Origin of the sequence: Microbacterium sp. NPDC087589 (assembly GCF_044743635.1) — a bacterium.
In the GTDB taxonomy this organism is placed as follows: domain Bacteria; phylum Actinomycetota; class Actinomycetes; order Actinomycetales; family Microbacteriaceae; genus Microbacterium.
Genome location: NZ_JBIUWV010000007.1, coordinates 56,426 through 82,280, shown reverse-complemented (window position 1 = coordinate 82,280; position 25,855 = coordinate 56,426). Strand labels below are relative to the sequence as shown.

At 67.3% G+C, this 25,855-nt stretch carries 25 protein-coding genes; 9 read left to right on the top strand and 16 right to left on the bottom strand.

Features of this window, described 5'->3' with window-relative positions:
• The first annotated feature begins 1 nt into the window (after position 1).
• Genes ACIOU8_RS14650 through ACIOU8_RS14635 form a run of 4 tightly spaced genes read left to right on the top strand, consistent with a single transcriptional unit; the run spans position 2 to position 3,385 of the window.
• Positions 2-964, top strand: a complete 963-nt coding sequence (locus ACIOU8_RS14650; RefSeq protein WP_400790925.1) for an ABC transporter permease — start codon at positions 2-4, stop codon at positions 962-964.
• The gene (locus ACIOU8_RS14645; protein ID WP_400790923.1) at positions 961-1,821 is read left to right on the top strand and encodes an ABC transporter permease; all 861 of its coding nucleotides are present in this window, start codon (positions 961-963) and stop codon (positions 1,819-1,821) included. The genes ACIOU8_RS14650 and ACIOU8_RS14645 overlap by 4 nt, the downstream gene beginning before the upstream one ends.
• A complete protein-coding gene (locus tag ACIOU8_RS14640) occupies positions 1,818-2,615 on the top strand; it encodes an ABC transporter ATP-binding protein (RefSeq protein ID WP_400790920.1) in 798 nt (265 codons plus the stop codon). Before ACIOU8_RS14645 ends, ACIOU8_RS14640 begins: the two co-directional genes overlap by 4 nt.
• The gene (locus ACIOU8_RS14635) at positions 2,612-3,385 is read left to right on the top strand and encodes an ABC transporter ATP-binding protein (RefSeq protein ID WP_400790918.1); all 774 of its coding nucleotides are present in this window, start codon (positions 2,612-2,614) and stop codon (positions 3,383-3,385) included. The genes ACIOU8_RS14640 and ACIOU8_RS14635 overlap by 4 nt, the downstream gene beginning before the upstream one ends.
• 125 nt (positions 3,386-3,510) lie before the next feature.
• Here the strand turns inward: ACIOU8_RS14635 and ACIOU8_RS14630 are convergent, their stop codons facing one another.
• The 6 genes from ACIOU8_RS14630 to ACIOU8_RS14605 all read right to left on the bottom strand — a co-directional run bounded on the left by ACIOU8_RS14630 (position 3,511) and on the right by ACIOU8_RS14605 (position 8,268).
• The gene (locus ACIOU8_RS14630; RefSeq protein WP_400790915.1) at positions 3,511-3,975 is read right to left on the bottom strand and encodes an HIT family protein; all 465 of its coding nucleotides are present in this window, start codon (positions 3,973-3,975) and stop codon (positions 3,511-3,513) included.
• A 98-nt stretch (positions 3,976-4,073) separates the two neighbouring features.
• Positions 4,074-4,352, bottom strand: a complete 279-nt coding sequence (locus tag ACIOU8_RS14625) for a type II toxin-antitoxin system RelE/ParE family toxin (RefSeq protein WP_400790912.1) — start codon at positions 4,350-4,352, stop codon at positions 4,074-4,076.
• A complete protein-coding gene (locus tag ACIOU8_RS14620; RefSeq protein ID WP_400790910.1) occupies positions 4,349-4,624 on the bottom strand; it encodes a type II toxin-antitoxin system Phd/YefM family antitoxin in 276 nt (91 codons plus the stop codon). Before ACIOU8_RS14620 ends, ACIOU8_RS14625 begins: the two co-directional genes overlap by 4 nt.
• 58 nt (positions 4,625-4,682) lie before the next feature.
• Positions 4,683-5,084 (bottom strand): DUF779 domain-containing protein, encoded by a 402-nt coding sequence (locus ACIOU8_RS14615; protein ID WP_400790907.1) that lies wholly within the window; start codon positions 5,082-5,084, stop codon positions 4,683-4,685.
• Positions 5,085-5,165: 81 nt separating this feature from the next.
• Positions 5,166-6,731 carry an aldehyde dehydrogenase family protein gene (locus tag ACIOU8_RS14610; protein ID WP_400790904.1) on the bottom strand — a complete coding sequence of 522 codons (1,566 nt, stop codon included), beginning with the start codon at positions 6,729-6,731 and terminating at the stop codon, positions 5,166-5,168.
• Positions 6,732-6,942: 211 nt separating this feature from the next.
• Positions 6,943-8,268: a GAF domain-containing protein gene (locus ACIOU8_RS14605; protein ID WP_400790901.1), complete on the bottom strand. Its 1,326-nt coding sequence runs from the start codon at positions 8,266-8,268 to the stop codon at positions 6,943-6,945.
• 329 nt (positions 8,269-8,597) lie between these two features.
• On the opposite strand from ACIOU8_RS14605, the gene ACIOU8_RS14600 reads away from it, so the two are divergent.
• A complete protein-coding gene (locus ACIOU8_RS14600) occupies positions 8,598-9,455 on the top strand; it encodes a response regulator (RefSeq protein WP_400790898.1) in 858 nt (285 codons plus the stop codon).
• A 297-nt stretch (positions 9,456-9,752) separates the two neighbouring features.
• Here ACIOU8_RS14600 and ACIOU8_RS14595 read toward each other — a convergent pair whose 3' ends face one another.
• From ACIOU8_RS14595 to ACIOU8_RS14580, 4 genes are all read right to left on the bottom strand, one after another.
• Entirely contained in the window at positions 9,753-11,180 is a 1,428-nt protein-coding gene (locus ACIOU8_RS14595; RefSeq protein ID WP_400790895.1) for a CCA tRNA nucleotidyltransferase, read from the bottom strand.
• A gap of 74 nt (positions 11,181-11,254) precedes the next feature.
• The gene (locus ACIOU8_RS14590; RefSeq protein ID WP_400790892.1) at positions 11,255-11,548 is read right to left on the bottom strand and encodes a hypothetical protein; all 294 of its coding nucleotides are present in this window, start codon (positions 11,546-11,548) and stop codon (positions 11,255-11,257) included.
• Between the two features lie 132 nt (positions 11,549-11,680).
• Positions 11,681-12,736, bottom strand: coding sequence for an LLM class flavin-dependent oxidoreductase (locus tag ACIOU8_RS14585; RefSeq protein ID WP_400790889.1), 1,056 nt, complete (start codon positions 12,734-12,736; stop codon positions 11,681-11,683).
• Between the two features lie 40 nt (positions 12,737-12,776).
• Complete coding sequence (locus ACIOU8_RS14580; RefSeq protein WP_400790887.1) at positions 12,777-14,309, bottom strand: methyltransferase; 1,533 nt, start codon at positions 14,307-14,309, stop codon at positions 12,777-12,779.
• Between the two features lie 99 nt (positions 14,310-14,408).
• Between ACIOU8_RS14580 and ACIOU8_RS14575 the strand changes: the two genes are divergently transcribed.
• The 4 genes from ACIOU8_RS14575 (at position 14,409) to trxA (ending at position 19,675) form a co-directional block, all read left to right on the top strand.
• Positions 14,409-16,616, top strand: a complete 2,208-nt coding sequence (locus ACIOU8_RS14575) for a DUF6049 family protein (protein ID WP_400790884.1) — start codon at positions 14,409-14,411, stop codon at positions 16,614-16,616.
• The gene (murJ, locus tag ACIOU8_RS14570) at positions 16,609-18,222 is read left to right on the top strand and encodes a murein biosynthesis integral membrane protein MurJ (RefSeq protein ID WP_400790881.1); all 1,614 of its coding nucleotides are present in this window, start codon (positions 16,609-16,611) and stop codon (positions 18,220-18,222) included. The genes ACIOU8_RS14575 and murJ overlap by 8 nt, the downstream gene beginning before the upstream one ends.
• Before the next feature lie 88 nt (positions 18,223-18,310).
• A complete protein-coding gene (trxB, locus tag ACIOU8_RS14565; RefSeq protein WP_400790879.1) occupies positions 18,311-19,285 on the top strand; it encodes a thioredoxin-disulfide reductase in 975 nt (324 codons plus the stop codon).
• 66 nt (positions 19,286-19,351) lie between these two features.
• Positions 19,352-19,675 carry a thioredoxin gene (gene trxA / locus ACIOU8_RS14560; protein WP_042541543.1) on the top strand — a complete coding sequence of 108 codons (324 nt, stop codon included), beginning with the start codon at positions 19,352-19,354 and terminating at the stop codon, positions 19,673-19,675.
• Positions 19,676-19,811: 136 nt separating this feature from the next.
• Here the strand turns inward: trxA and ACIOU8_RS14555 are convergent, their stop codons facing one another.
• The 6 genes from ACIOU8_RS14555 to ACIOU8_RS14530 form a co-directional block, all read right to left on the bottom strand.
• Complete coding sequence (locus ACIOU8_RS14555; RefSeq protein WP_400790876.1) at positions 19,812-20,342, bottom strand: GrpB family protein; 531 nt, start codon at positions 20,340-20,342, stop codon at positions 19,812-19,814.
• Positions 20,343-20,354: 12 nt separating this feature from the next.
• Entirely contained in the window at positions 20,355-20,690 is a 336-nt protein-coding gene (locus ACIOU8_RS14550; RefSeq protein ID WP_140038535.1) for a tryptophan synthase subunit alpha, read from the bottom strand.
• A gap of 9 nt (positions 20,691-20,699) precedes the next feature.
• Positions 20,700-22,148 carry a sugar porter family MFS transporter gene (locus ACIOU8_RS14545; RefSeq protein ID WP_400790872.1) on the bottom strand — a complete coding sequence of 483 codons (1,449 nt, stop codon included), beginning with the start codon at positions 22,146-22,148 and terminating at the stop codon, positions 20,700-20,702.
• A 64-nt stretch (positions 22,149-22,212) separates the two neighbouring features.
• Positions 22,213-23,187, bottom strand: coding sequence for a ParB/RepB/Spo0J family partition protein (locus ACIOU8_RS14540; protein ID WP_400790870.1), 975 nt, complete (start codon positions 23,185-23,187; stop codon positions 22,213-22,215).
• Positions 23,187-24,062, bottom strand: coding sequence for a ParA family protein (locus tag ACIOU8_RS14535; protein WP_400790868.1), 876 nt, complete (start codon positions 24,060-24,062; stop codon positions 23,187-23,189). The genes ACIOU8_RS14540 and ACIOU8_RS14535 overlap by 1 nt, the downstream gene beginning before the upstream one ends.
• Before the next feature lie 129 nt (positions 24,063-24,191).
• Complete coding sequence (locus ACIOU8_RS14530; RefSeq protein WP_400790866.1) at positions 24,192-24,614, bottom strand: ATP-binding protein; 423 nt, start codon at positions 24,612-24,614, stop codon at positions 24,192-24,194.
• Positions 24,615-25,855: the final 1,241 nt, after the last annotated feature.

Sequence of the window (25,855 nt, the reverse complement as noted above, 5' to 3'; positions counted from 1 at the left end):
CATGCTCGCTTATCTGATCCGCCGCCTCGCGTTCCTCGTGATCTCGCTCATCGTCGCGATGATCGCGATCTTCGTGCTGCTGCGGCTGCTTCCCGGTGACCCGGCGAACGCCCTGCTCTCGGTGAACGCCACCCCCGAGCAGATCGCCGCCGCCCGCGCGCAGGTCGGCTCGGATCAGCCGCTGCTGCAGCAGTTCACGACCTGGGCGGGGCAGCTGCTGCGCTTCGATCTCGGAGAGTCGTTCCTGAGCTCTCGCCCGGTCGGGCCCGATATCGCCGACCGCCTCGCCGTGACTCTTCCTCTCACTCTCATCGCCTTCACGGTGGCGCTGGTCGTCTCGCTCGTGATCGGCATCACGGCAGCGGTGAAGTCAGACCGCTGGTACGGCATCGCGCTCTCGGGCTTCGCGCAGCTCGGCGTCGCGGTGCCCGTGTTCTGGGTGGGCGTCGTGCTCGTCTGGGTCTTCGCGCTCGGACTGGGCCTGCTGCCCTCCGGCGGATTCCCGCGCGACGACTGGGAGGATCCGGCGGATGCGCTGCGCTCGCTCACGCTTCCCGTGATCACGATCGTGATCGTCATGAGCGCCTCCCTCAGCCGATACGTGCGCTCGGCCACCCTCGACGTGATCGGCAGCGACTACCTGCGCACCGCACGGGCCGGGGGTTCCGGCACCGCCGAGGCACTTCTGCGTCACGGTGTGCGCAACGGCTCCGTGCCCGTCGTCGCTATCCTCGGCATCGAGTTGTCGACGACCCTGCTCGGCGCGGTCGTCGTCGAGAGCGTCTTCACCCTCCCCGGGCTCGGCAGTCTGCTGCTGTCAGCCATCGAGCAGCACGACTTCCAGGTCATCCAGGGCGTCCTCGTCGTCAGCACCCTGTTCGTGCTGCTGGTCGGATTCGCCGCCGACATCGTGCAGCGCCTGATCGATCCGCGTCTGCGCACGAGCGTCTCGGGCAACCGATGAGCCGCGTCGGCGAGCAGCTGATCACCGGCTCCGTTCCCGAGCGGCGTCGGCCGAAGGCGACCCTGCTCATCGGACTCGTGCTCACCGGCATCATCGTGCTGATCGCCCTGGTCTCGCTGTTCTGGCTGCCGTATCCGCTCGCCGACACCAGCGGCAGCCGCCTCGACGGCCCGAGCGCGCTGCACCTGCTCGGCACCGATCGACTCGGCCGCGACCTGCTCTCGCAGCTCATGTGGGGCGCGCGGATCGCCCTCATCGTCGGCACCTGCTCGGTCGCGATCGCCGCCGTGCTCGGCACCATCGTCGGCCTGGTCGCCGCGTTCTCCCGCCCCTGGGTCGACGACACGCTCTCCGCCGGCCTCGACGTCGTGATCGCTTTCCCCGTGCTGCTGCTCGCGATGCTCGTCGTCGCGGTGCAGGGAGCGTCGCTGTGGTCTGCGGTGCTCGCGATCGGTCTCGCGATGTCGGCTGTCGTCGCGCGGCTCACCCGCATCCTCTCGCGCCGCGTGTTGCAGGAGCAGTTCGTCACGGCGGCCCGCACCAGCGGCACGAGCGTGCTCGGCATCGTATTCCGGCATGTGCTGCCGAACATCGCGCCGACTCTCGCCGTCAGCCTCGCGCTGCAGTTCGGTGCCGCCGTGCTCGCCGAGGCGAGCCTGTCGTACCTCGGCCTCGGCGCACCGCCGCCCAACGCGTCATGGGGTCGGATGCTGCAGGAGGCGCAGGGCACCGTGCTGACCGCACCGGTGGGTGCGATCGCTCCCGGAATCGCGATCATCGCCCTCGTGCTCGGGGTCAACTTCCTCGCAGACGGCCTGCGCGACCTCGCCGACCCGACCCGCAGGAGGAGCCGATGAGCATTCTCGACGTCTCAGGCCTCACTGTGCGTTCGGCATCCGGCGCCCTCGTTGGTGATGTCTCGTTCTCGCTGGAGGCCGGCGAGCGCCTGGGCCTGATCGGCGAATCGGGGTCGGGCAAGTCGCTCACCTCACTCGCGGTCACCGGCCTGCTGCCCGACGCGCTCGTCGCCTCCGGTTCAGTGCTGCTCGACGGACACCAGGTCGTCGGAAGTCGTGATGCCGAGCTGCGGCCGCTCCGCGGACCTGTGGCCCAGATCGTGTTCCAGGAGCCGCTCACCGCGCTCGATCCGCTGATGCGGGTCGGTCGGCAGATCGCTGAGCCGCTGCGTCGTCATCTCGGGCTGCGGGGTGTGGAGCTTCGCTCGGCTGTCGCCAGTGCTCTCGACGAGGTCGCCCTGTCGGATCCGCGCATCGCGCGCGCCTACCCGCATGAGCTCTCGGGCGGTCAGCGCCAGCGCGTGGCGATCGCGATCGCCCTCGCCGCCCGGCCGCAGCTGCTCATCGCCGACGAGCCGACGACAGCGCTCGACGTGACGGTGCAGGATGCCGTGCTCACCCTGCTCGAGCGCCTCATCGCCGAGCGCGGCATGGCGTTGCTGTTCATCAGCCACGACCTCGCCGTCGTCTCGCGCATGGTCGATCGCATCGTGGTGCTGCGCGACGGGCTGGTCGTCGAGGAGGGTGCGGTCGCGCAGGTGCTGCAGAGCCCCGCGGAGCCGTACACGCGGATGCTGGTCGACAGCGCGCGTGCACTCGATGCGTTCCTCGACGCCGCGGAGGGCCAGCGATGAGCCTTCTCGAGCTGCGCAACGTCGGCTTCGCCTACGGATCCCGTCAGGTGCTCGACGACGTCTCCCTGAGCCTCGACGACGGCGACTCCCTCGGTCTCGTCGGCGAGTCGGGTGCCGGCAAGTCGACGATCCTGCGTCTGCTCCTGGGGCTTTCGGCACCGCGAGAGGGACAGGTGCTGTTCGACGGCGAGCCGCTGAACACGGGGTCGCTGAGCCTGTCGAAGCGCCGCGCGCAGATGCGTCGCTTCCGCGCCAGCGTGCAACCGGTGTTCCAAGACCCGTACTCGTCACTCGACCCTCGGCAGCGCATCGACCGCATCATCGGCGAGCCCCTGCGTTCACTCGGCCTCGCCTCCGGCGCCGACGCGCAGCGCCGCATCACCGAATCCCTCGAATCGGTCGGGCTTCCCGCAGACACCGCCCGCCGCTACCCGCACGAGTTCTCGGGCGGGCAACGCCAGCGCATCGCGATCGCGCGGGCGGTGGTCTCGCGCCCGCGAGTACTTCTCGCCGACGAGCCGGTCAGCGCACTCGACGTCACGACCCGCGTGCAGGTGCTCGAACTGCTCGATCGGCTGCGTCGCGAGAACGGCCTGTCGCTCATCATGGTGTCGCACGACCTCACGGCCATCGCCTCGGCGTGCGACCGCACGGTCGTGCTGCAGCACGGTCGCGTCGTCGAGCAGGGTGCGACGGCATCCGTGCTTCATGCCCCGCAGGACCCGTACACGCGGGCATTGGTCGACGCGGTGCCGCGCCTCCCCCGCTGATCCGAAAGCCGTCCCTCACATTCGTCCCGGTTGGCTGGCCGTTTCACGGTTGGCTGCCCTCCCGACGGCGTGTCTCAAGCCAGGCGTGCTTCTCCCAGCCAACTGGCCGCAGACCGCTCCTGGTCTCAGGCGACCGCGTGCCAGGCCTTTTGCACTGCCGCCACAGAATGGGCCATCCCTGCGTCGCCGAGATACACAGGGCCATCAGAGATGTTCACGTTCCGAAGAGGGTCGTCCGCGAGATGCTGCGGAAACACGTGGCAGTGAAGATGCGGAGCGCGATGCCCCATCACCAGATAGCTGATCTTCCGCGGGTCGAAGGCTGCCGCGACAGCTCGACCCGCCCGCTGGACATCACGCCAGAACGCGCCGAGCTGGTCCGTATGCAGCTGACCGAGGTCGGTGACATGCTCGCGGAGGATGACGACGGTGTAGCCGGGATGCGCCTGGTTGCGCACCAATCGGATGTGCGTCATCTCGGTCGAGGCCACGAGGATGCTGTGCTCGTTCTCCGACAGATGAGCGTCGGCGCACATCCCGCAGAGCTCAGGGTCCACGAGTTCAGCCCACTCCTCATCCGTCCACCACATCGGCCCATGGTAACCAGGAGAACTCCGCTGCCAGTCGCCTCCAGCGCCGAAGGTCACTATCCTCGAACTACGTACTGACGGCCTCGGCGTGACACACGTCAGGTGGTGTGGGGTGCGGGTGGTCGATACGCATCGCGTCGGTGCCTTGCGCGCACGACGATCAGTTGGTTCGGCTCTTCCAGGTAGAACAACACCCGATAGTCGCCGCGGCGCGCCGACTGCAACCCTTCGAAGTCCTCGAGCAGAGGCTTACTCATCCGCAACGGGTTCTCCGGCAATGTATGGACGGCGAACTCCACGATCGCCTGCACAATCTTCGGCGGCAGTCCATCGAGGTCCCGCCATGCGGAATCGGCGAATGAGGTGACCCAGTTCACCTGGGCCGAACTCCATATCGCTTCATCGTCTCTTCAGCACTTCGCAACTCGCCCGCCGCGGACTGACGGCGCGCATCATCGACGTCCTCGCGAGTCCCCGACTGTGAGAACCAGAAGAGCGTCTCGTATAGAGAGTCGAGTGCTTCTTTACTCACCAGTACCGCAGCGCTCCGCCCGTGACGGGTGATCTCGATCGTCTCGTGCTCACGTTCCACCTGATCCACGAGACGCGACAGATGATCTTTGGCCTCACTCAGCGGTACGGTCTGCATCGTCGAATAATAGCCTTAAGTCAGGCTAATTCACAGAGCCGCGGCACACCGACTTCCGTCAGCCCGCCGAACCCGGCAACCCGAAGTACTCCAGCTCCGCGTCGTTCAGCATCCGGGAGCGGATCAGGAACCGCATGCCCGTCGGGCCCTCGACCGAGAATCCCGCACCGCGACCAGGCACGACGTCGATCGTCAGATGTGTGTACTTCCAGTACTCGAACTGCGACTCCGACATGAAGACCTCGACCGGGGCGTCGAGCCCCACGTCGAGCGCACCCAGCAGCACATCGCCCGGCCCCGTGATGAACATCCCCACCGGGTAGCACATGGGCGACGAGCCGTCGCAGCATCCGCCGGACTGATGGAACATCAAGGGTCCGTGCTGCACCGTGAGGTCGCGAATGAGGGATGCCGCGGCATCCGTCACGTCGACCCGCTGATAGGTGCCGATGCTCACCATGGTCCGCGCCTTCCTGGGGTGGTTCGAGGGCAGCTCGTTCCGGGCGGACGCTGAGGGTGCAGCGCCCGCCCGGGGTCGAACTCAGAAGAAGCCCATCGGGCCTTCTGCATACGAGACCAGGAGGTTCTTGGTCTGCTGGTAGTGGTCGAGCATCATCTTGTGGTTCTCGCGCCCGACGCCCGACTGCTTGTACCCGCCGAACGCAGCGTGCGCCGGGTACTGGTGATACGTGTTCGTCCACACGCGACCGGCCTCGATCGCACGGCCCGCGCGATACGCGGTGTCGCCGCTGCGGCTCCAGACGCCGGCACCCAGACCGTAGAGCGTGTCGTTCGCGATCGAGATCGCGTCGTCGAAGCCGTCGAACGAGGTGACCGAGAGCACGGGGCCGAAGATCTCCTCCTGGAAGATGCGCATGTCGTTGGTGCCCTCGAACACGGTCGGTGCGACGTAGAAGCCCTCGCTGAGGTCACCGCCGAGATCGACGCGGTCGCCACCCGTGAGCAGTCGCGCGCCGCCCTGCTTTCCGATGTCGATGTAGCTGAGGATCTTCTCGAGCTGGTCGTTCGACGCCTGGGCGCCGATCATCGTGGCGGGGTCGAGCGGGTTGCCCTGCACGACCTTGCCGACGCGCTCGAGACCGTCAGCGAGGAAGCCGTCGTAGATCGACCGCTGGATGAGTGCCCGCGACGGGCAGGTGCAGACCTCGCCCTGGTTCAGCGCGAACATCGTGAAGCCCTCGAGCGCCTTGTCGTAGAACGGGTCGGCGGTGTCGCGGGCGACGTCCTCGAAGAACACGTTCGGGCTCTTGCCCCCGAGTTCGAGCGTCACAGGGATGAGGTTCTGCGACGCGTACTGCATGATCAGGCGCCCGGTCGTGGTCTCACCCGTGAAGGCGACCTTGCGGATGCGCTTGTGCTGCGCGAGCGGTGCGCCCGCCTCGATGCCGAATCCGTTGACGATGTTCACGACGCCGGCCGGAAGCAGGTCGCCGATGATGTCGAAGAGGAAGAGCAGGGATGCCGGCGTCTGCTCGGCCGGCTTGATGACCACGCAGTTGCCTGCGGCGAGCGCGGGAGCGAGCTTCCACACGGCCATGAGGATCGGAAAGTTCCAGGGGATGATCTGGCCGACCACTCCGAGCGGCTCGTGGAAGTGGTACGCGACCGTGTTCTCGTCGAGCTGGCTGATGCCGCCCTCCTGCGCCCGGAGCACGCCGGCGAAGTAGCGGAAGTGATCGACCGCGAGGGGGATGTCGGCGGCGAGCGTCTCACGCACCGGCTTGCCGTTCTCCCACGTCTCGGCGACGGCGATCTCCTCGAGGTGCTGTTCGATGCGGTCGGCGATCCTGTTGAGCACGACCGAGCGCTCGGCGGGGCTGGTCTTGCCCCAGCTCGCGAAGGCCTTCCAGGCGACGTCGACGGCACGGTCGATGTCTTCGACGGTTCCGCGGCCCACCTCGGTGAAGGGCTTGCCGTTGACCGGGCTCACGTTGTCGAAGAACTGGCCCTTCACGGGATCCACGAACTCGCCGCCGATGTAATGGCCGTACCGCGGACGGTAGGTCGCGACAGCGCCCGGCTGACCGGGAGCAGCGTACGCGGAGGATGCGGGGGCGGTGGACACGTCTTCTTCGACGATCGTCATCGGAACTCCTTCGACGGGCCACGGCGTCGGTGCTGCGGCTGTCCTCCGACGGTAGGTCGGCGGAGGTTGCGCTCCGATGCGCAACGTTGCGAACGGTTGCAGGGCGGTCACGGGCTGCAACCGCTCGAACGGCTGATGATTCCCCGGATGGCGGGCATATGGTCGGCGTGTACACCTCCGAGCGGGGAGCCGTCAGCCGAATGACCCCGCGTCAGCGGTCTTCGATGCGTTCGATGCGTGCGACGAGGCCGGCTCGCTTCGGAGACCGGGCCGGCAGCATCTCGAGAGCGAGACGGAGAGCAGCGGCATCCCCCTGCCCCTCCGGTATATCGGAGTACTCCAGGAGCACGTCGAGGCTCGCTTCCGAGAGCATCGCCTCGCGCAGCGCCGCTCTCACCGATTCACGGAACTCCTCCACCCCCGGCGAGGTCGATTCGGGAAGCACGGGCCCCCGGTAGGCGGTGAGGGCGACACGATGCGCGCCTCGGTCGAGCAGCGAGAGCACATCGTGCGCGTCCGTCTCGAGGGGCACCGTCAGCCGATAGGGCCGGGATTCGGGAACGAGGCTGGGTGCGTGCTTCTCGAGCACTTTGCGCAGGCGCACCATCTCAGGGCGCAGGGTGTCGGCTGATGCGTCGGGTCCGTAGACGAGTTCGCTCAGGCGCTCGGCAGACAGGCCCTGACGGTTCACCGCGAGCATCAGCAGGATGGCGGCGTGGCGAGCGCTGAGCTCGATCATCGACTCCTCGAGCTCGGTCTCGGACTCGAGGCGCGCTCGGTCTCGCCCGAGCACGTGCAGCGTCGCGCGAGTCGTGGGCTTGGCGCGAGACGAGAAGGTCGTCGGGCGTGGTGCGTCGCTGCGCGCCCGGAGCCTCGCCACCATCAGCTCGGACTCGACCGCGCGCGCCGTGGCATCGACCAGCAGCCGCGCCTGAGTCGAGACGACGTCGTCTCCGCCCGTGACATCGATCACTCCGAGCACCCGCCGCGTCTCGGGGTCGCGCACGGGCGCTGCGGTGCACGACCACGGATGCACGAGTCGGTTGTAATGCTCGGCTCCGCGGATCTGCACCGACTGATCGAGCTCGAGCGCGGTGCCGGGGGCGGTCGTGCCGACGGCATCCTCTGCCCAGTTCGCACCGGCGACGAATCCCATGCCCTCCGTCAGCGACTGCAACTGGCGGTCGCCTTCGATCCACAGCAGCCGACCGGCTTGATCGCCCACGGCGACGACGACCCCCGACTCCTCGGGGGTGCCGGGCAGGAGCAGCGCGCGGATCATGTCCATGGCGGATGCCAGCGGATGCGCCAGGCGGTACTCCTCGAGCTCCTCAGTCACGAGCTCGATCCGCGGCGCCTCCTCGGGTCCGACCCGACCTCTCCATGAGCGCACCCATGACTCCCGGACGAGAGGACGCACCTGCTGCAGTCGATGATCGTCGAGGTTGCCGGCGATGAGTTCTTCATGTGCACGCTCGATCAGCAGACGAGAGGCCTCAGGAGGACCATCACGTGACACCTGCCACGACGCGACCACAGCGTCTCCATTCGTCGTCGGTGGAGCGTTACCCCAGTGTAGGAGCCGGATGCCGCGGGCGGAACCCGCGATATTCCGCCCGCGCACAGGTGCCCTAACTGGTATACCGGCACTTCGGCCCAGAGTCCGTAATATGCACGAAGACACCTGCTGGTGCGACCTTGACGGCCTCTCGCGACCCGTGCGACGCCGCGGGGCGCGGTGACACCCGAGGCGACCCCTCGCGGCGCACACTTCGGCCCACCAGATCGATGCAGATGAGCGAGGTGCATCGTCGGGATCGGAGGGATCATGCGAACAGACCCCGTCGCGCCGTTCGAGGTCTGGCGATGGCTGAGCTTCGCGTACTGATCGTCGATGACGACCCGATGGTCGCGCAGCTGCATCGGATGTTCGTCGAGCGGACCCCCGGTTTCGTCGTGACGGGCATCGCGTCCTCCGGCGAGGCTGCGGTCGAGATGGTGCAGGGCGACCGTCCCGACGTCGTCCTGCTCGACCTGCAGCTTCCCGGCATCTCGGGAATCGATGTTCTGCGCCTGCTGCGCACGCATCACGGCGACGATGTCGATGTCATCGCCGTCACCGCGGATCGCCGGGCGAGCAGCGTCGCGCAGATGCGGATGCTGGGCGTCGCGCACTATCTCGCCAAACCGTTCTCGCTGCGAGAGCTTCGTTCTCGGCTCCGATCGGTGGCCCGGGTGCGCAGCGCCCTCTCATCCCGACAGAGCTTCGACGGCCAATCCGAGATCGACGAGGTCATGCACGGCGAGTTCGTCGTCGACAACTCGCCCAGCCGACCCGACGACCCGACCGATCAGGACATCCGAGCCGGGCATCCACTCGATCTTCTGCGTGAGCGCGCCGATCTCGCGATCTCGGAGCAGGCCCACTCGATGGATTTCACGCTGCACGCCCTCGCTGACGCGCTGCACGTCTCGGCACGCCAGCTGCAGCGGGCGTATGCACGCGACGGACGTTCGGTGCAGGATGCGATCCGCGATCATCGCGTCGGGGTGGCCGCGATGCTGACGCTCGGAGTGGAGCGCCTCACGGCGACCGAGATCACTCGGCGAAGCGGCTTCAGCAGTCCGCGCAGCTTGCGACGCGCCTTTCAGGACGTGCACGGGGTTCCTCCCGCCCGCTGGCGAGCCGCGCACGCGACGGTCGAGATCGACGAGTCGGAATAGCGACGGAAAACGGACAGAACGCGTCGGGCTGATGCGGGAGACCCCCGCCGCGGTCAGGGGCGTCGACGGGAGCCGAGAAGATGTTCGGGAGGTCGCTGTGGGTCGAAAGGCGATGTGATCGCCGCTCGTGCGACGCGACCTCGGTCGCGCGTGGGGCGCGACACGGCACACGTCCTCGGACGTCTGCGTCAGAGGAGCCTATGAGGCTCTTCGCCGTGAGGGGGAGTTCGACTGGGGGGACCCCCCTCATGGGCGCGCCACGCGCGGGCCGTCAGGGAGCCGAGCTGCTCGGTGAGCTCAGGCCCTGGCGGCCCACCATTCGCGGAGGCGCTGCTCGGCGGCATCCGTTCCGATGACACCCTCGTCGAGGCGCAGCTCGAGCAGGAACCGATAGGCCTCGCCGACCTCGCGCCCCGGTGCGATGCCGAGGATGCTCTGAATCTGATTGCCGTCGAGCTCCGGGCGGATGGAGTCGAGCTCCTCCTGCTCGCGCAGCGCGGCGATACGCGACTCGATGTCGTCGTACGCCGAGGCGAGCCGCCCCGCTTTGCGCTTGTTGCGCGTGGTGACGTCGGCGCGGGTGAGGATGTGCAGTCGCTCGAGCTGGTCGCCCGCATCGCGCACGTAGCGGCGCACCGCGGCATCCGTCCAGGCTCCCTCGGCGTAGCCGAAGAACCGCAGATGCAGTTCGATCAGCTTCGACACAGCCTCGGTCGTGTCGGTGTCGAACCGCAGCGCCTGCAGCCGCTTGCGTGCCATGCGCGACCCGACGACGTCATGGTGGTGGAAGGTGACGACGCCGCCGTCTTCGAGCTTGCGGGTGCGGGGCTTGCCGATGTCGTGCAGCAGCGCCGCTATGCGCAGGGCGACGTCGGGCTCTGCGCCCGGGTTGCGAGTCTGCTCGAGCGAGATCGCCTGGCTGAGCACCGTGAGCGAGTGCTCGTAGACGTCCTTGTGGTGGTGATGCTCGTCGACCTCGAGTCGCAGAGCGCTCACCTCGGGCAGGAACTCCTCGATCAGCCCCGTGTCGACGAGCACGCGGGTGCCGCGCACGGGGTCATCGGTCTGCATCAGCCGCACGAGCTCCGACTGGATGCGCTCAGGGCTCACGATCTCGAGGGTCGCCCGCAGCTGTGCGATCGCGTCGAATGTGTCGTCGTCGACGCGGAAACCCAGCTGGGCGCTGAAACGCGCAGCACGCAGCATCCGCAGCGGATCGTCGCCGAACGACACGTGAGGGTCGGCGGGTGTGCGCAGGACACCCGCGATGAGGTCTTCGACTCCCCCGGTCGGATCCACGAGCTTCACAGCCGGAACCAGCAGCGCCATCGCGTTGACGGTGAAGTCGCGTCGGTGCAGATCGGCATCGATCGTGTCGCCGAATTCGACGGTCGGTTTGCGGGTCACCCCGTCGTAGCTATCGGCGCGATACGTCGTGACCTCGACCTGCTCGCCCTGCACGCGTGCGCCGATGGTGCCGAACGCGCGGCCGATGTCCCACTGGGCGGTCGAGATCGGCTTGACGATGCGCAGGATGTCGTCCGGCATCGCGTTGGTCGTGAAGTCGAGGTCGTGGGTCGGCCTGCCGATCAGCGCATCGCGGACGGGGCCGCCGACCACGGCGAGGTCGAAGCCCGCTGCCTCGAAGGCCTCGGCGAGGGTGCGGACGACCGGATTCTCGGCGAGGGCACCGAGACGGGCGAGGCCGTCAGCCATGTTGAGCATGGGTTCCAGCGTACCGGGGTGCGGGTGTCATCCGTCGGCGCCGGGTGCGTCGAACGCGCGTAGGGGGCGAAGGTTCAGAACAGCGGGTTCTCGCCCCTGGCCTGCGCGACCGCGCGAACTCTCGCTTGCATCAGCCGCATGAGGAGCATGCTCATCAGGAACCCGCCGATGACGGCGACCGCGACGATGAACCAGATCCCGATCTCGGGGTCTATGAGCTCGAAGCCGTAGACCGCGACAGCGAGGAGGAGCAGCACCGGGCCCTCGATCAGCGCGAACGTGACGAACAGCCGCGTCTGGCGACGGTCGAAATCGGCGTTGACAGCCCGGACGCGCGCGTCGATCGAGGACTCTCCTGCGTAACTCATGCCTCCACGCTACCGGCGTCGCGTTCCGCGCCACGTGCGGCGTCGTCCATCCCGCCGGACCGGCGCATCGTGACAAGGGAGGGGCGGATGCTGTCAGCATCCGCCCCTCTGATCGGGTGTACCGGTCGGTTCTCAGACCGGATCGCCCTGCACCGGGCCCTCTGTGTTGGGCTTCCAGCCGAGCGCCGGAGCGACGTGCGTCGCGAACGACTCGAGCACGTGCAGGTTGTAGGCGGGGCCCAGCTGGTTCGGGATCGTCAGCAGCAGAGTGTCCGCCGACATCACAGCTTCATCGGCCAGGAGCTGCTGGATCAGCACGTCGGGTTCGGCCGCATACGTCTTGCCGAACGTCGAGCGGAAGCCGTCGATGATGCCGATCTGGTCGGCGTTCTCCTCGCTGCGCAGGCCGAAGTACGCCCTGTCCATGTCGGAGACCAGCGGGAACACGCTGCGGCTCACCGAGACCCGAGGTGCTCCGATGTGACCGGCCTCCTTGTACGCGGCGCGGAAGAGGTCGATCTGCTCGCGCTGCAGCTGGTGGAACGGCACTCCCGTCGCCTCGGTGAGGAGCGTCGAGCTCATCATGTTGAGGCCCTTGCGGCCGGTCTCCTCAGCCGTGGCCCGTGAACCGGAGCCCCACCAGATGTGGTCGCGCAGAGTCGGCGACTGCGGCTCGATCGCGAGGTAGCGGCCGGCGCCGACCATGCGGGGGTCGCCGGGAGCGAGACCCTCGCCGTCGATCGCGCGGAGGAAGAGGTCGAACTTCTCGCGCGCGATCACGCTGCCCCGTTCGGGGTCTTCCTCATCGTGGAAGCCGAAGGTCTCGTATCCGCGCAGTGCCGTCTCGGGTGACCCACGGCTCACGCCGAGCGCGATGCGCCCGTCGGCGATCAGGTCGAGGGCTGCCGCCTCTTCGGCGAACTGGAACGGGTTCTCGTACCGCATGTCGATCACGCCGGTGCCTACCTCGATGCGCTGAGTGCGCGCAGCCATGGCCGACAGCAGCGGCATGGGCGAGGCGGCCTGTCGAGCCCAGTGGTGAACGCGCACCGAGGCGCCGTTCACGCCGATCTCGTCTGCACCCTCCGCGATCTCGATGGTCTGCTTCAGCATGTCTCCCGCAGTGCGGGTCGCCGAACCGGGCACGTCTGCGTAGTGCCCGAAGGAGAGGAATCCGAAAGCCTTCATGGTGTATTCGAACGCATAGATGCGGTGCGGTATTCCTGCATCACTCCCCCGCGACCAGCAGGCCGTCGAGCACGAGCTGTCGGATGCGGGGTTCGAGGTCGGCCCACAGGTCGACGAGCGGCACCCCGAACAGGTCGGCGAGGGCCGAGACGATCTGCATGACGGTGAGATCGCCGTCGCACGCTCCCACGAATCCGGCGAGCGCGGGATCGACCGCGAGCGTGCGAGCGAATCCACCGCCCTGTCGGAGTTCGATGATGCTCGGATCGTCGTTTCCGGGAAGCAGATGGCGTGCCTCAGTGACATCGGGCGCGACGAGCAGCGTCGCGGGCACTCCTGCCGCGAGCACGTCATGGGCCGCGAGGCCCGAGCGCAGTGCACCGCCCACGTTCGAGACGGCTTGCGTCACCCGCTCGAGACGGCGCAGCGGGATGCCGTCGGCAACCGGCCGGCGCACCAGGATGTAGCCGAATCCGACCGCCGTGACGCCTCGGGCCGTGAAGTCGTCGAGCCAGGCCGTGAGCAGCGGGGTGAACGCGGCGTCTCGCGGCGTCGTTCCCCCATCTCGGATCCACAGTTCTGCGTACCCGAGCGGCGAGAGTTCTTCACGCTGGATCACCCACAGGTCGAGGCCGCCGGGGACCCACGACGAGAGACGGTCGAGACCGGAGCGCCCGGTCAGCGATGCCTGACCCGCGCGCGACTCCCAGTTGCCGAGCAGCTGCGCGACACCTCCCGGGGTCAGGAACGACGGAACCGCACGCAGGAACTGCTCGACGAGCGCGTCGCCGACGAGGCCTCCGTCACGGTATTCGTACTCGGGCACGCCCTCCGCGCGCGGGGTGATCACGAACGGCGGGTTCGAGACGATCAGGTCGAAGGCCTCCCCCGCTACAGGTTCGAACATGCTCCCCAGGCGGAACTCGATGTTCGAGACGCCGTTCAACTGGGCGTTCAACTCGGCGTAGGCGAGCGCTCGCGCCGAGATGTCGGTGGCCACGACCGAACCTGCATGGCGAGCGACCAGAAGCGCCTGGATGCCGCAGCCCGTGCCCAGATCGAGAGCGCGGTCGACCTCGATCGGCATGATGATCTCGGCGAGGGTGCGCGACGCTCCGCCGACTCCGAGCACATGGTCTGCCGGAAGCGCACCGTCGAGCGCCACCTCATCCAGGTCGCTGGCGATCCACCATTCACCGATGCCGTCGGAGTCGACGAACGACTGCGGCCGCAGAAGGGCGGTGGGAACCACCGTGCTCCCCTCGATCCGTGCGAGGCCGAGAGCGGCGAGGCCGTCGGCCCCGATTCTCGGTAGAGCCTCGGTCACAGCGGCGAGCGGCTGCGGCATTCCGAGCACCAGCAGCCTGCCGAGAGTCGCGAGCACGCCGTCGTCATCGGCTATCGCGCGCAGGATCGGCTCCCGCATGCCTCGGGCGAGTGCGTCGTCCTCTTCTTCGCCCCAGAGCCGACGAAGAGGCTCCGAACGCAGATCCGCGTCGTCGAGATCTGCGGCGAGCGCGGTGCTGCGGAGCGGATCGGGCGTGGGGGCGAGGGTGTCGGACACGGCCGTCACTCTACGCGTCTTCAGGGTTCTCATTCAGCCAGCCGCCTAGAATCACAAGGTCAGCACTCACGAGCAGCCTGGGATCCCCGGCGTTCGAGGAAGACCTTCATGACCGCGACCACCTCCGAGAACGGCCTCCGCACGCGCCTGCACCGCCTGGCACGCGGATCCGTCATCTCGGCGATCGTGCTCGGCCTGGCCGGCGCAGGCGCTCCCGGCGCGTTCGCGGCCACCGATGCCGAGTCCGAGAGCTCGTCGGTCGACCTGCTCGTCTCGGCGGGAGTGCGTGGCACGGTGGCTCCTGGCGCCGCGACGACGGCATCGATCACCGTGCAGAACGACTCCGAGTCCGAGCTCTCGTCCGGTCGCGTCACGGTCGAGCTCAACCGCACTCCGCTCGCCGACGAGGCCGCGATCACGACCTGGCTCGACGACGCCGACGCCGCTGGCGGCTTCGAACAGCTCGGCGCAGACACGACCGCGCCCGTCGACGCCGAGGCATCCGAGACCACGAGCCTCTCCCTCCCGCCCGAGGTCCTCGGCGATCTCGCCCCCGGCGTCTACCCGCTGCGCGCGACCCTCAGCGGAGCGCAGACCGACGCTCAGGACGATGCGCGATCGGTGACGTCGACGACGGTGCTCGTCGTGGCCGCTGCGGCCAACCCGCCCATCGCCGTGATGGTGCCGGTCACGGCCACACCCGACGACGGTGCCCTCCTGACCGCGGACGAGCTCAGCGCTCTCACCGCCCCCGACGGCGCACTCACGGCGGTGGTCGAGGGAGTGCGCGGGACGTCGGCGATCCTGGCGATCGACCCGGCGATCCCTGCCGCCATCAGGGTGCTCGGCTCCTCCGCTCCGGAGAGCGCCCGCGAATGGCTGCGACTTCTCGACGCACTGCCGAACGAGCGCTTCGCTCTGCAGTTCGGCGATGCCGACGCCACGACGCAGGCGCAAGCGGGCCTTCCCGGGCTCCTGCAGCCCACGACGCTCGCGCCGTTCCTCAACCCGAGCAACTTCACTGAGCCCGCAGACGAGACTCCCACCCCGACTGCCACTCCCGCGCCGACTCCGGCCTCGCTGCCGTCAGAGGGCTCGGTGCCCTCGGAAGGCGCTGAGCCGACGCCGGCCCCGACCCCCAGTGACGAACCGACACCTCAGCCCACCGATGGCCCCGTGCTGCCCGGTGATGCCGAACTCACCGCCATCGAGGGCGCGACTCCCGGCATCCTGTGGCCGCGCAGCGATGTGTCCGCCGCCGACCTCGACGTGTTCTCGACGTACGTGAGCAACGGCGCGGTCACCGTGTTGTCGTCCTCCTCGGTCGGGGGCGCCGTCGGTGCGCACGCCGGCGTGGGCGGCCGCAGCGTGCTGGTCACCGCCGCCGCGGCATCCGATGCCCTCTCGCAGGCCGCAGGTGAAGACGACACCGCCGCGCGTCAGCAGCGGCTCGCTGAGGCGAGCGCGCATCTTTCTCTGTCGAGCCAGTCGAATCCGACGACGCCGCTCCTGATCGGACTCGACCGCGACGAGACGCGCACGGCCGAGGCGCTCAGAGAGGCCGTCGCGTCGGTCGACTCTCCCGGATTCGGTCTCTCCGAGGTCTTCTCGGTCCCGGCCACCACAGCGACGCTCTCGACCGAGCAAGACCAATCGCGTGCCCTGGCACTGCGGGGCATGCTCGACAGCGAGGTTGTGCTCGGGGACTTCTCGTCCATCCTCGACGACGGTCAGGTGCTGCTGAGCCCCAAGCGCATCCAGATCATGCGGGCGACCGCCGTGGGCCTGACCGAGAAGGGGTTCGACGAGGCCGTCTCCGACGTGAATGTCGCGACGGCGGACACGCTGAACGCCGTCGACATCCCTCCGGCGAGCACCATCCAGCTGCTCTCTGCCAACGCCGACCTGCCGTTCTCGGTGCGCAACGATCTGCCCTGGCCGGTGAACATCCAGCTCAGCGTCAAGCCGAGCGACCCGCGTCTCGACGTGCAGTCGGTGACGCCGTGGACGATCCAGCCCGGCACCACGACGCGAGTCAAGGTCCCGGTGTCGGCCCGAGTCGGCAGCGGCGAGGTCACCCTGACGCTGTCGCTCTCGAGCCCCACCGGCGTGCCCATCAGTCAGCCTGAGAGCGTCCGCGTCTCGGTGCGGGCCGAATGGGAGGCCATCGGTCTCGGGGTCTTCGGCGGTCTCATCGTGCTGCTCCTCGGCCTCGGCATCATCCGCACCATCCGCCGCCGGCGCCGCGAGGCCGCCGCAGAGAACGACCAGGAGACGACATCCGACTCGGATGCCGTCGAGGAGATGAATGAGTAGTCTCGGGCGCGCCAGCGCAGTCATCGCGGCCGGCACGATGGTGTCGCGGGTGACGGGTCTCCTCCGAAGCATCGTGCTCGTCGGCGTACTCGGATCCATCTCCCAGGCCGCCGACGCTTTCACGGTTGCGAATCAGCTACCCAACAGCGTCTTCCAACTGATCTCGGTCGGTGTGCTGACAGCTGTCATCGTGCCCCAGATCGTCAAGGCCACTGCGAAGCCGGACGGCGGCGGGGCCTTCATCTCGAAGATGTTCACACTCGGCGTGGTGGTGCTCCTCATCTGCACGGCGATCGCGATGATTGCCGCCCCCGGACTCGTCGCTCTTGCCACTTCCGACAAGCAGCAGGAGCTGCGCGCACTCGCGACGGCCCTCGCCTACTGGTGCCTGCCGCAGATCCTCTTCTACGGCATCTATGCGCTCCTCGGCGAGACACTCAACGCGCGTCGCATCTTCGGCCCGTTCACGTGGGCGCCCGTCATCAACAACGTCGTGTCCATCATCGGCTTCCTGGCGCTCGGAGCACTGTTCGGCAACGTGCCCACCAGAGCCGCCGCCTGGACGCCCGAGATGACCGCGATGCTCGGAGGCACGGCCACCTTGGGCATCGTGCTGCAGGCGCTGGTCCTGCTCGTCTTCTGGCGGCGCACCGGTCTCTCGCTGCGCCCCGACTTCCGCTGGCGAGGCGCGGGCCTCGGCACTGTGGGACGACTGGCCGGGTGGACCCTGCTGATGGCTCTCGCCGGCATCGCGGCGGGGTTCTTCCAGACCAGCATCGCTACGACGGTGTCCGGCACCAACGCTTCGACCACGGTGATGGCGAACGCCTGGCTCGTCTTCATGCTGCCGTACTCCGTGATCGTGCTCTCGATCGGCACCCCGTATTTCACGCAGATCAGTGAGCACGCAGCTGCCGGTCGCGACGATGAGGTGCGTGCCGACATCAGCCGCAGCATCCGCACGCTGGTGTTCTTCATCATGGCCGCGATCGCCGCGGTCGCGGCCGCCATTCTTCCGGCGTCACGCGTGTTCACGAGGTCGATCGACGAGACGTTCCAGGCAGCCCCGGTGCTGATCGCGTACCTCATTGGACTGCTGCCCCTGACGATCCTGTTCATCGTGCAGCGGACGTTCTACGCCTACGACGACACCCGTACACCGTTCTGGTTCACGATCTTCCAGTGTGCGCTCGTCGTCGGCACTGCCTTGCTTGCATCGTTCTTGTACGCCGCCGACATCCTCCCCCCAAGCCTGCTCGCCGCAGCGGTCGCCCTAGGCCAGTCCATCGCGAGCACGGCCCAGACGCTCCTCGCGATCTGGATGCTGCACCGCAAGATCGGCGGGCTGCAGATCGGCTCGTGGATGCTGTCGATCGGCCGGTTCGCTCTCGCCGCGATCCCGGCGGGAGCCGCGGGTTGGGGTGTTTTCCTCCTCCTGGGCGGCGACGCCGGCTGGACTCTCCAGAGTCAGCTTTTCGGCGCCCTCGGCACCTGCATGATCGGCGTCGCCGTCGTAGTCGTCTACATCGGCATCCTCGCCCTGCTGCGTGCGCCCGAGCTCAAGGTCGCAGGATCCATGCTGCGACGATTCCTGCCGGGCCGCTGAGCCCCCTCGCGCGGGAATGTCGCGCGGCTACCATTGGTTGAAGCAGTCGAACGTCTTTCGGCGTCTCAGCATCTACGACGGAGAGCACATGCGTCAGGTCATCATCATCGGTTCCGGCCCCGCCGGATTCACCGCCGCCATCTATGCGGCGCGCGCGAACCTCAAGCCGCTGCTCATCGCGAGCACGGTCGAGGTCGGTGGCGAGCTGATGAACACCACCGAGGTCGAGAACTACCCGGGGTTCCCCGAGGGGATCCAGGGCCCCGAGCTCATGGCCAAGTTCCAGGAGCAGGCTGAGAAGTTCGGCACCGAGGTCGTCTACGACGACGTCACCGAGCTCGACGTCGCCGGCCCCGTCAAGAAGGTCACGCTGGGCAGCGGCACGGTGCACGAGGCCCAGTCGCTGATCTACGCGACCGGCTCGGCCTACCGCAAGCTCGGCATCGAGGGCGAAGAGCGCCTCTCGGGCTACGGCGTCTCGTGGTGCGCCACGTGCGACGGCTTCTTCTTCCGGGAGAAGACGATCGCGGTCGTCGGCGGCGGCGACTCGGCGATGGAAGAGGCCACGTTCCTCACCCGCTTCGCCGAGAAGGTCTACGTCATCCACCGCAAGGACTCGCTGCGCGCCTCGAAGATCATGCAGGAGCGCGCCTTCGCGAACGAGAAGATCGAGTTCGTGTGGAACAGCGAGGTCGCCGAGATCCTCGGTGGCGACTCCGTCTCAGGCGTGCAGCTGCGCAACACGGTCGACGGCACGCTGAGCGACCTCTCGCTCGACGGCCTGTTCATCGCGATCGGCAACGACCCGCGCACGCACCTCGTGCATGACAAGCTCGAGCTCACCGCAGAGGGCACCATCTGGGTCGACGGCCGCTCGTCGGTCACCTCGGTGCCCGGTGTCTTCGCCGCCGGTGACGTCATCGACCCCACCTACCGTCAGGCCATCACGGCCGCGGGCTCAGGGACGGTCGCGGCCCTCGATGCCGAGCACTTCCTCGCGGATCTCGAGGATGCCTCGGTCGAGTTCCCGGCTGCGGAGGCCGCCGAGATCATCACCGCCTGACCGGCAGGGAACAGTTTCACCGCGTCTGCTGTTGTAGCAGGCGAACCTCGAACAAGGAGAACTCTGATGAGTGCAAAGGCTACGAGCCAGGCGACCTGGGAGCAGGACGTTCTGCAGGCCGAAGGTCCCGTCCTCGTGGACTTCTGGGCCGAGTGGTGCGGACCGTGTCGCATGGTCGCCCCCGTTCTGGACCAGATCCAGGCCGACAACCCCGACAAGATCACCATCCTCAAGCTGAACGTGGACGAGAACCCGCAGCTGGCGATGAAGTACCAGATCACCTCGATCCCCGCGATGAAGGTGTTCCAGGGCGGTGAGGTCAAGACGACCATCATCGGCGCCAAGCCGAAGCCGGCCCTCGAGCAGGATCTCGCCGCGTTCATCGGCTGATCCGGCGTCGACAAGGGCCGTCACTCCTCCGGGAGTGGCGGCCCTTTCCGGTCTCCCCCGTCCCGTTCTGCGGACGGGTGCAGCCAGAACGCACGCAGATCGTGGCGACGTCCGCCGATCGGGACAGCTCCTCCGCCTACTTGTCGGAGACCGGCACCGAAGCAAGTCCCCGTGCTGCCCGGGCTCGGTCGACGATCTCCTGGATCACGGGAGTCTTCGCGGCGTTGTACGCAGACGTCCCGCGTGCGGCGGCAGCCACGGCGTCGCACTTGGCGTGGGAGTACCGCTCCACATCCTCCGGGTGTGCGAGCAGCCAGTCCCTGATCAGCCGCTGATGCACGGCATCCCACTCCTCCGCAGTGAAGAAGTGCGCGATCGCGGTGCGGATGCCGTCGGCTTCGAGGATCATCACCGGATGCGTGCGCACGGCGCTGCCGAGGCGCCACCCAGCGGCCTCCAGCGCCGCACTGTGGGCCTCCAGGTCGTCGGGGCGTCCCACGACGCGCACGGCCAGATCGATGATGGGCTTGGCGCGCATCCCCGGGATCGCCGTCGAACCGATGTGCTCGATCACCCAGTCGGCATCCCCGAGCCTGCGCATCTCTGCCGCGATCCTCTCGAACTGCTCCGGCCAGCTGGGGTCGTAGCCGACGAGCATCCGAGGCATCGTGTCGTGTCCTCAGGAGCGGTCGGCGACCGAGGGATCCCACCGACGGTGGCGCTGCTTCTCGTCGAGAAGCCCCCAGACCGCCGGGGTGAGCTCCGGGTACTCCAGCGCGATCTGGCGAAGCACCCGATAGTGGCGTGCCTCATTCGGGCGCACGCCGTCGTTGGCCGTGATGTTGTCGGCGCGCAACAGATACACGACCAGCTCATCGACGCTCGGCAGCTCCTCCATGAAGTCCCAGGGGTCTTCTCCGCCGAGAAGCCTCTCCTGGATCAGCACGGCGAGTTCGTCCGACGCCTCAGCTCGCAGCACCTCGAGGCTGGCGCGGCGCGGAACGGACTCGGTCATGCTTCCAGCCTACGACGCCTTCCGAGTGCCCCGGCGCTCCACCTTCAACTCGTCCGTCATCTCCTCGAGCTCCTTGCCCTTGGTCTCCGGCACCTTGAAGTACACGAAGAAGAACGACACCAGAGCGAAGAACGCGTAGAAGCCGTAGGCGAACGTGAGTCCGATCTCCGCGAAGATCGGGAACGTCGTCGAGATGAAGAAGTTAGCAGCCCACTGGGCCGCCGCGGCGACAGCGAGGGCGCCTGCGCGGATCGAGTTCGGGAAGATCTCTCCCAGAAGCACCCACACGAGCGGACCCCAGGTGGCTCCGAAGAAGACCACGAATCCGTTGGCGCAGACCAGTGCGACCGTCGCCCACGGGTCCGGCAGCGTCGCCGCCCCTTCGGCGTCGAGGGTGCCGAACGAGAAGGCCAGCGCCATCAGGCCGAGAGTCACCGTCATGCCGACCGAACCGACCAGGAGCATGATGCGACGCCCGACCTTGTCGACGAGCAGGATCGCGATGATCGTCACCACGATGTTCGTCACCGAGGTGATCACGGACGTCAGAAGTGCGCTCGACTCGTCGAAACCGACCGACTGCCACAGGGTCGTCGAGTAGTAGAAGATGACGTTGATGCCGACGAACTGCTGGAACACCGACAGCAGGATGCCTACCCAGACGATGGGCTTCAGCCCCAGACGGCTGCCGCGCAGATCGCGCAGCGACTCCTTGCGCTCTGTGTCGATCGTGCTGGTGATCTCTGCGATCTTGGCCTCGACATCGACGGCACCTGTAACGGTCTCGAGCACCTCCGAGGCGCGCTTCAGATCACCCTTGCGCACGAGATAGCGCGGGGACTCCGGCAGACGCAACGCCATAATCCCGTAGACGAGTGCGGGAATCGTCTCGACGAGGAACATCCACCGCCAGGCCGTGAGGCCCCACAGGGGCTGATCAGCGGCCCCGGCAAGCCCGGCCAGCCACGCGTCCGAGAGCAGGGCGGCGAAGATTCCGGTGACGATGGCGAGCTGCTGCAGGGAGCCGAGACGCCCGCGAACCTTGGCGGGCGAGACTTCGGCGATGTATGCGGGAGCGATGACGGATGCTGCGCCGACACCCAGGCCGCCGATGACACGCCAGATGATGAGGTCGACGACGCTGAACGCGAGACCCGAGCCGATGGCCGAGACGAGGAACATGGCGGCGGCGAAGACCATGACCGGGATCCGACCGCGTTTATTCGCGATCGGGCCGGCGAACCAGGCTCCCACCGCGCAGCCGATCAGGGCCGACGAGACCGCGAAGCCCTTGAGACCGACCCCGAGGTCGAATCCTGAGACGTCACCCGCGAGCGCATCGACAGCACCGTTGATCACGGCCGTATCGAAGCCGAAGAGGAATCCGCCGAGTGCTGCGGCGATACTCACCGCGATCACTCGTCGCTGGAACTTCGCGGGATCCTGTACTCCGGACATGGCCTTCCCCCTCATCGTCGAGATGTCGCGAGTCTAGGCGAACACGCGGCTGAACGTGCGTAGATCACGCCGGGCCATATCCCGACTCGCCCAGTTCGGCGAGAATGCGGTTGAGGTCCTGAATCGAGGCGAAATCGATAATGACCTGGCCTTTGCGTGCACCCAGTGACACCTTGACCCGAGTGTTGAGGCGATCCCCGAGGTTGCCGGCGACCTCGTCGAGATACGCACGGCGGGCACCGGGGGTCGCCTTCGCCGCCGAGCGAGCCGGGCCGGCAGGCTCGTTCTTCGCGGCGACCTCGGTGGCTCGCACCGACAGGTCTTCGTTCACGACCTTGTCTGCGAGACGCTGCATCGCCTCCGGCGACTCGAGGCTGAGGATCGCACGAGCGTGACCCGCCGTGAGAACACCGGCGGCTACGCGCTGCTGCACCGGCACGGGCAGCTTGAGCAGACGGATCGTGTTGCTGATCTGCGGACGCGATCGACCGATCCGAGTGGCCAGCTCCTCCTGAGTGATGCCGAAGTCCTCGAGCAGCTGCTGGTAGGCCGATGCCTCTTCGAGCGGGTTCAGCTCGGAGCGGTGCAGGTTCTCCAGCAGTGCGTCGCGCAGGAGGTCTTCATCGGCAGTCTCGCGGACGATGGCGGGGATCTTCTCGAGGCCCGCTTCGCGCGCGGCGCGGGTGCGCCGCTCCCCCATGATCAACTCGTAGTCGCCATCGCTGTTCTTGCGCACGACGACCGGCTGCAGCACTCCGAACTCGCGCACGCTGTGCACGAGTTCCGCGAGATCCTCGGCATTGAAGTGCGTACGCGGCTGGCGCGGGTTCGGCACGATCTTCTGCGGGTCGACCTGGATCAGGTGGATGCCGGGAACGACCTCGAGGTCGGCTTCCTCCGCGGCGGGCTGGTCACTGGCCTGATCCGTCGCCGGACGCAGATTGGCGCCGGGGAAGAACACGTCCACGGGACGCTCGGACTGATCAGCTGTGGGAATGAGGGCACCGATGCCCCGACCCAGTCCAGTGCGCTTCGCCATCATTTCTCCTTGCTCTGCGTCGCCGTCCGCGACGCGATCTCGACAGCGGCCTCGCGGTAGGCGACGGCGCCGGCGGATTGCCCATCGTAGGCGATCACGGTCTGACCGAAACTCGGTGCTTCCGACACCCGCACCGAGCGCGGGATGACGGTGTCGAGCACCTGATCGGGGAAGTGTGTGCGCACCTCGTCAGCGACCTGCTGCGCGAGTCGGGTGCGGCCGTCGAACATCGTCAGAAGGATCGTGGAGAGATGAAGCCCGGGATTCAGGTGCTTCTGGATCATCTGGATGCTGCCGAGAAGCTGGCTGAGTCCTTCGAGTGCGTAGTACTCGCACTGGATAGGGATGAAGACCTCACTCGCCGCGGTGAAGGCGTTGATCGTGAGCAGTCCGAGAGACGGAGGGCAGTCGATGATCACGAAGTCCATCGGCTGGTCGACGAGGTAGTCGTCGAGCGCTCGTCGCAGACGATGCTCACGCGCTACCTGGGCCACGAGCTCGATCTCGGCGCCGGCGAGGTGGATGGTGCTCGGAGCGCAGAAGAGATTCTCGTCCTCCGGACTCTGCTGCACGATGTCGGCGAGCGGGACCTCTTCGATCAGGACGTCATACACACTGGGAGTGTCGGCGTTGTGCGGCACACCGAGAGCGGTCGACGCATTGCCCTGAGGGTCGAGGTCTATCACCAGGACCTTCGCGCCGAGACCCGCCAGAGCCGAGGCGACATTGACGGCGCTGGTGGTCTTGCCGACGCCGCCCTTCTGATTCGAGACCGTGAGGATGCGGGTGTCTCCGGTGAAGTCGATGTTCACCGTCTCGAGCACGCGGCGTCGAGCAGAGAGGTCGGCGAGTTCGCGCGCGAGCGGCGTATCCATCCCGAAAGAGTCCTTCGGTGATGCCTTTTCGGGCTGTTTCACGTGAAACATCCACTCCTTTCGGGGCCGTCCTCCACTCTAATCGCTGCGACGGACCTTGCCGTGTCGGAGGTGGCTCCGGCCAGACGGTCACGGGCTACGGAGCAGGTCTTCGACTCGATCGACGACGTGATGAAGTGGCTGTGTAGCGTCGATCTCCACCGTCGCCGTCGCACGCAGCAGCGGCTCGATCGAAGCGTGATTCGACCTGATCTCTTCGCGCTCGTCCGCAGTTGAACCATAGGGATTCGTGGTGCGCACACTCACGCGGTCGAGTAGCACCGAGAGAGGCGCCGACAACAGAACCACATGATCGAAGCGATCATAGAAGTCTCCCTGATTCTCGACGGTGCCGGCTACCACCACCTCGGTGCTCTCCCCGAGAAGGGCGCCCATCAGCACGTCATCCCAGAGGCCCGACCCCGTCGTCCACGGTCCGTAGTCCGTATCGATGACAGGGTAACCCCGCTCCCCCAGCTCACGAAGAACACTCGACTTGCCGACGCCTGACATGCCGGTGATGAGTAGGCGAACCATGCAGTCAGAATATCGGTGTTTCACGTGGAACCGATGGTCTGACAGCGCATCAGCCGTGTGTTCGGGTTGATCGGCGGTCGACGCTGCCCTGGGATCGTGGGCGAGACGCGCGCGCCGCCCGTGCGCAAAAGCGACACCGGGCACGCGATGTGGACACGGTGTCCCCCCGGGTTCCCAGCGTGAGGGGGCTGATCCAGATTGACGAGCATCGCCCTGGTGCTCACTACCGTCCCCATGATCTTCGGTTCTGCGGTCCTTCTTGGTTCCCGCACTGCGTGCTCAGTGGGCGGATGCTCGCTCTACTCGGTGTATCTCTCAGGCTCGCAGATTCGGCGCGCCGCTCGGGGGTCTCTACGCGCTCACTATCTATCCCTACCCGCGTCACGCCATAGCTGCGCGCGGGCCGGCCCCTCCCCTCCCCCACTCCGTGGCGCAACAGGAGGGTCGCGACAGGCCTGTTTCACGTGAAACATGTGAGCGGATCCTCGCGGCTCCGCAGCGACGCCTACCTCCGTGGCCAACTGCCCACCGGCGACGCACCCTCGCAGGGACACATCCGCGACGACGTGCGACGCCCCGCGTGAGGATCATCACCCATCGTCGCGTTGCAGCGAGGGCATCGACGCCAGCCTTCTCGCCGCTGACCCACCAATCCTCGGCGTAGCGGCGCACATGTCCCACTCGGATTCACTGCCGAACCGTCTTCGCCGCCCTGCTGAACCACCTCAGGATCACGGCGAGCGGAGCTGGTGTCAGCCCACTCCGCTCCAGATTTCAGCGGCATCGACGCGCTGTTGCGGAACGCGCGGCATCCGTGGCGAGATTCATGGAGACTGCCTGCTGCTCACGCGTGTGTCGGAGCTCCCCTGTCCCACACGAGCCACTGGCAAGACATGTCCTCTGGATCCTGAACTGAGCGGATCACGGGTCTCTCCGTGACCTCATCGTGCCCCACGCCGTACCCTGCCCACCCTGGAGGTCCCCGTATCGCATCAGACCATCCGGCTTGTGCCAGCGTGAATGTTCCACGTGAAACGCTCGTATCTTCCAACGTCATGCACACGAATCACCGCCAGATACCTCCTTCTACCGCGTCCACGCGCGAATTGTTCGGTCTCGCCTCAGCCAAAGAACCTCACTCGACAGTACGCACGCTGGGCGTGAGTGCCGCGGCACAGCGGGCGTTGATCGATAGCCGGCTCGCCACGGTGCCGATG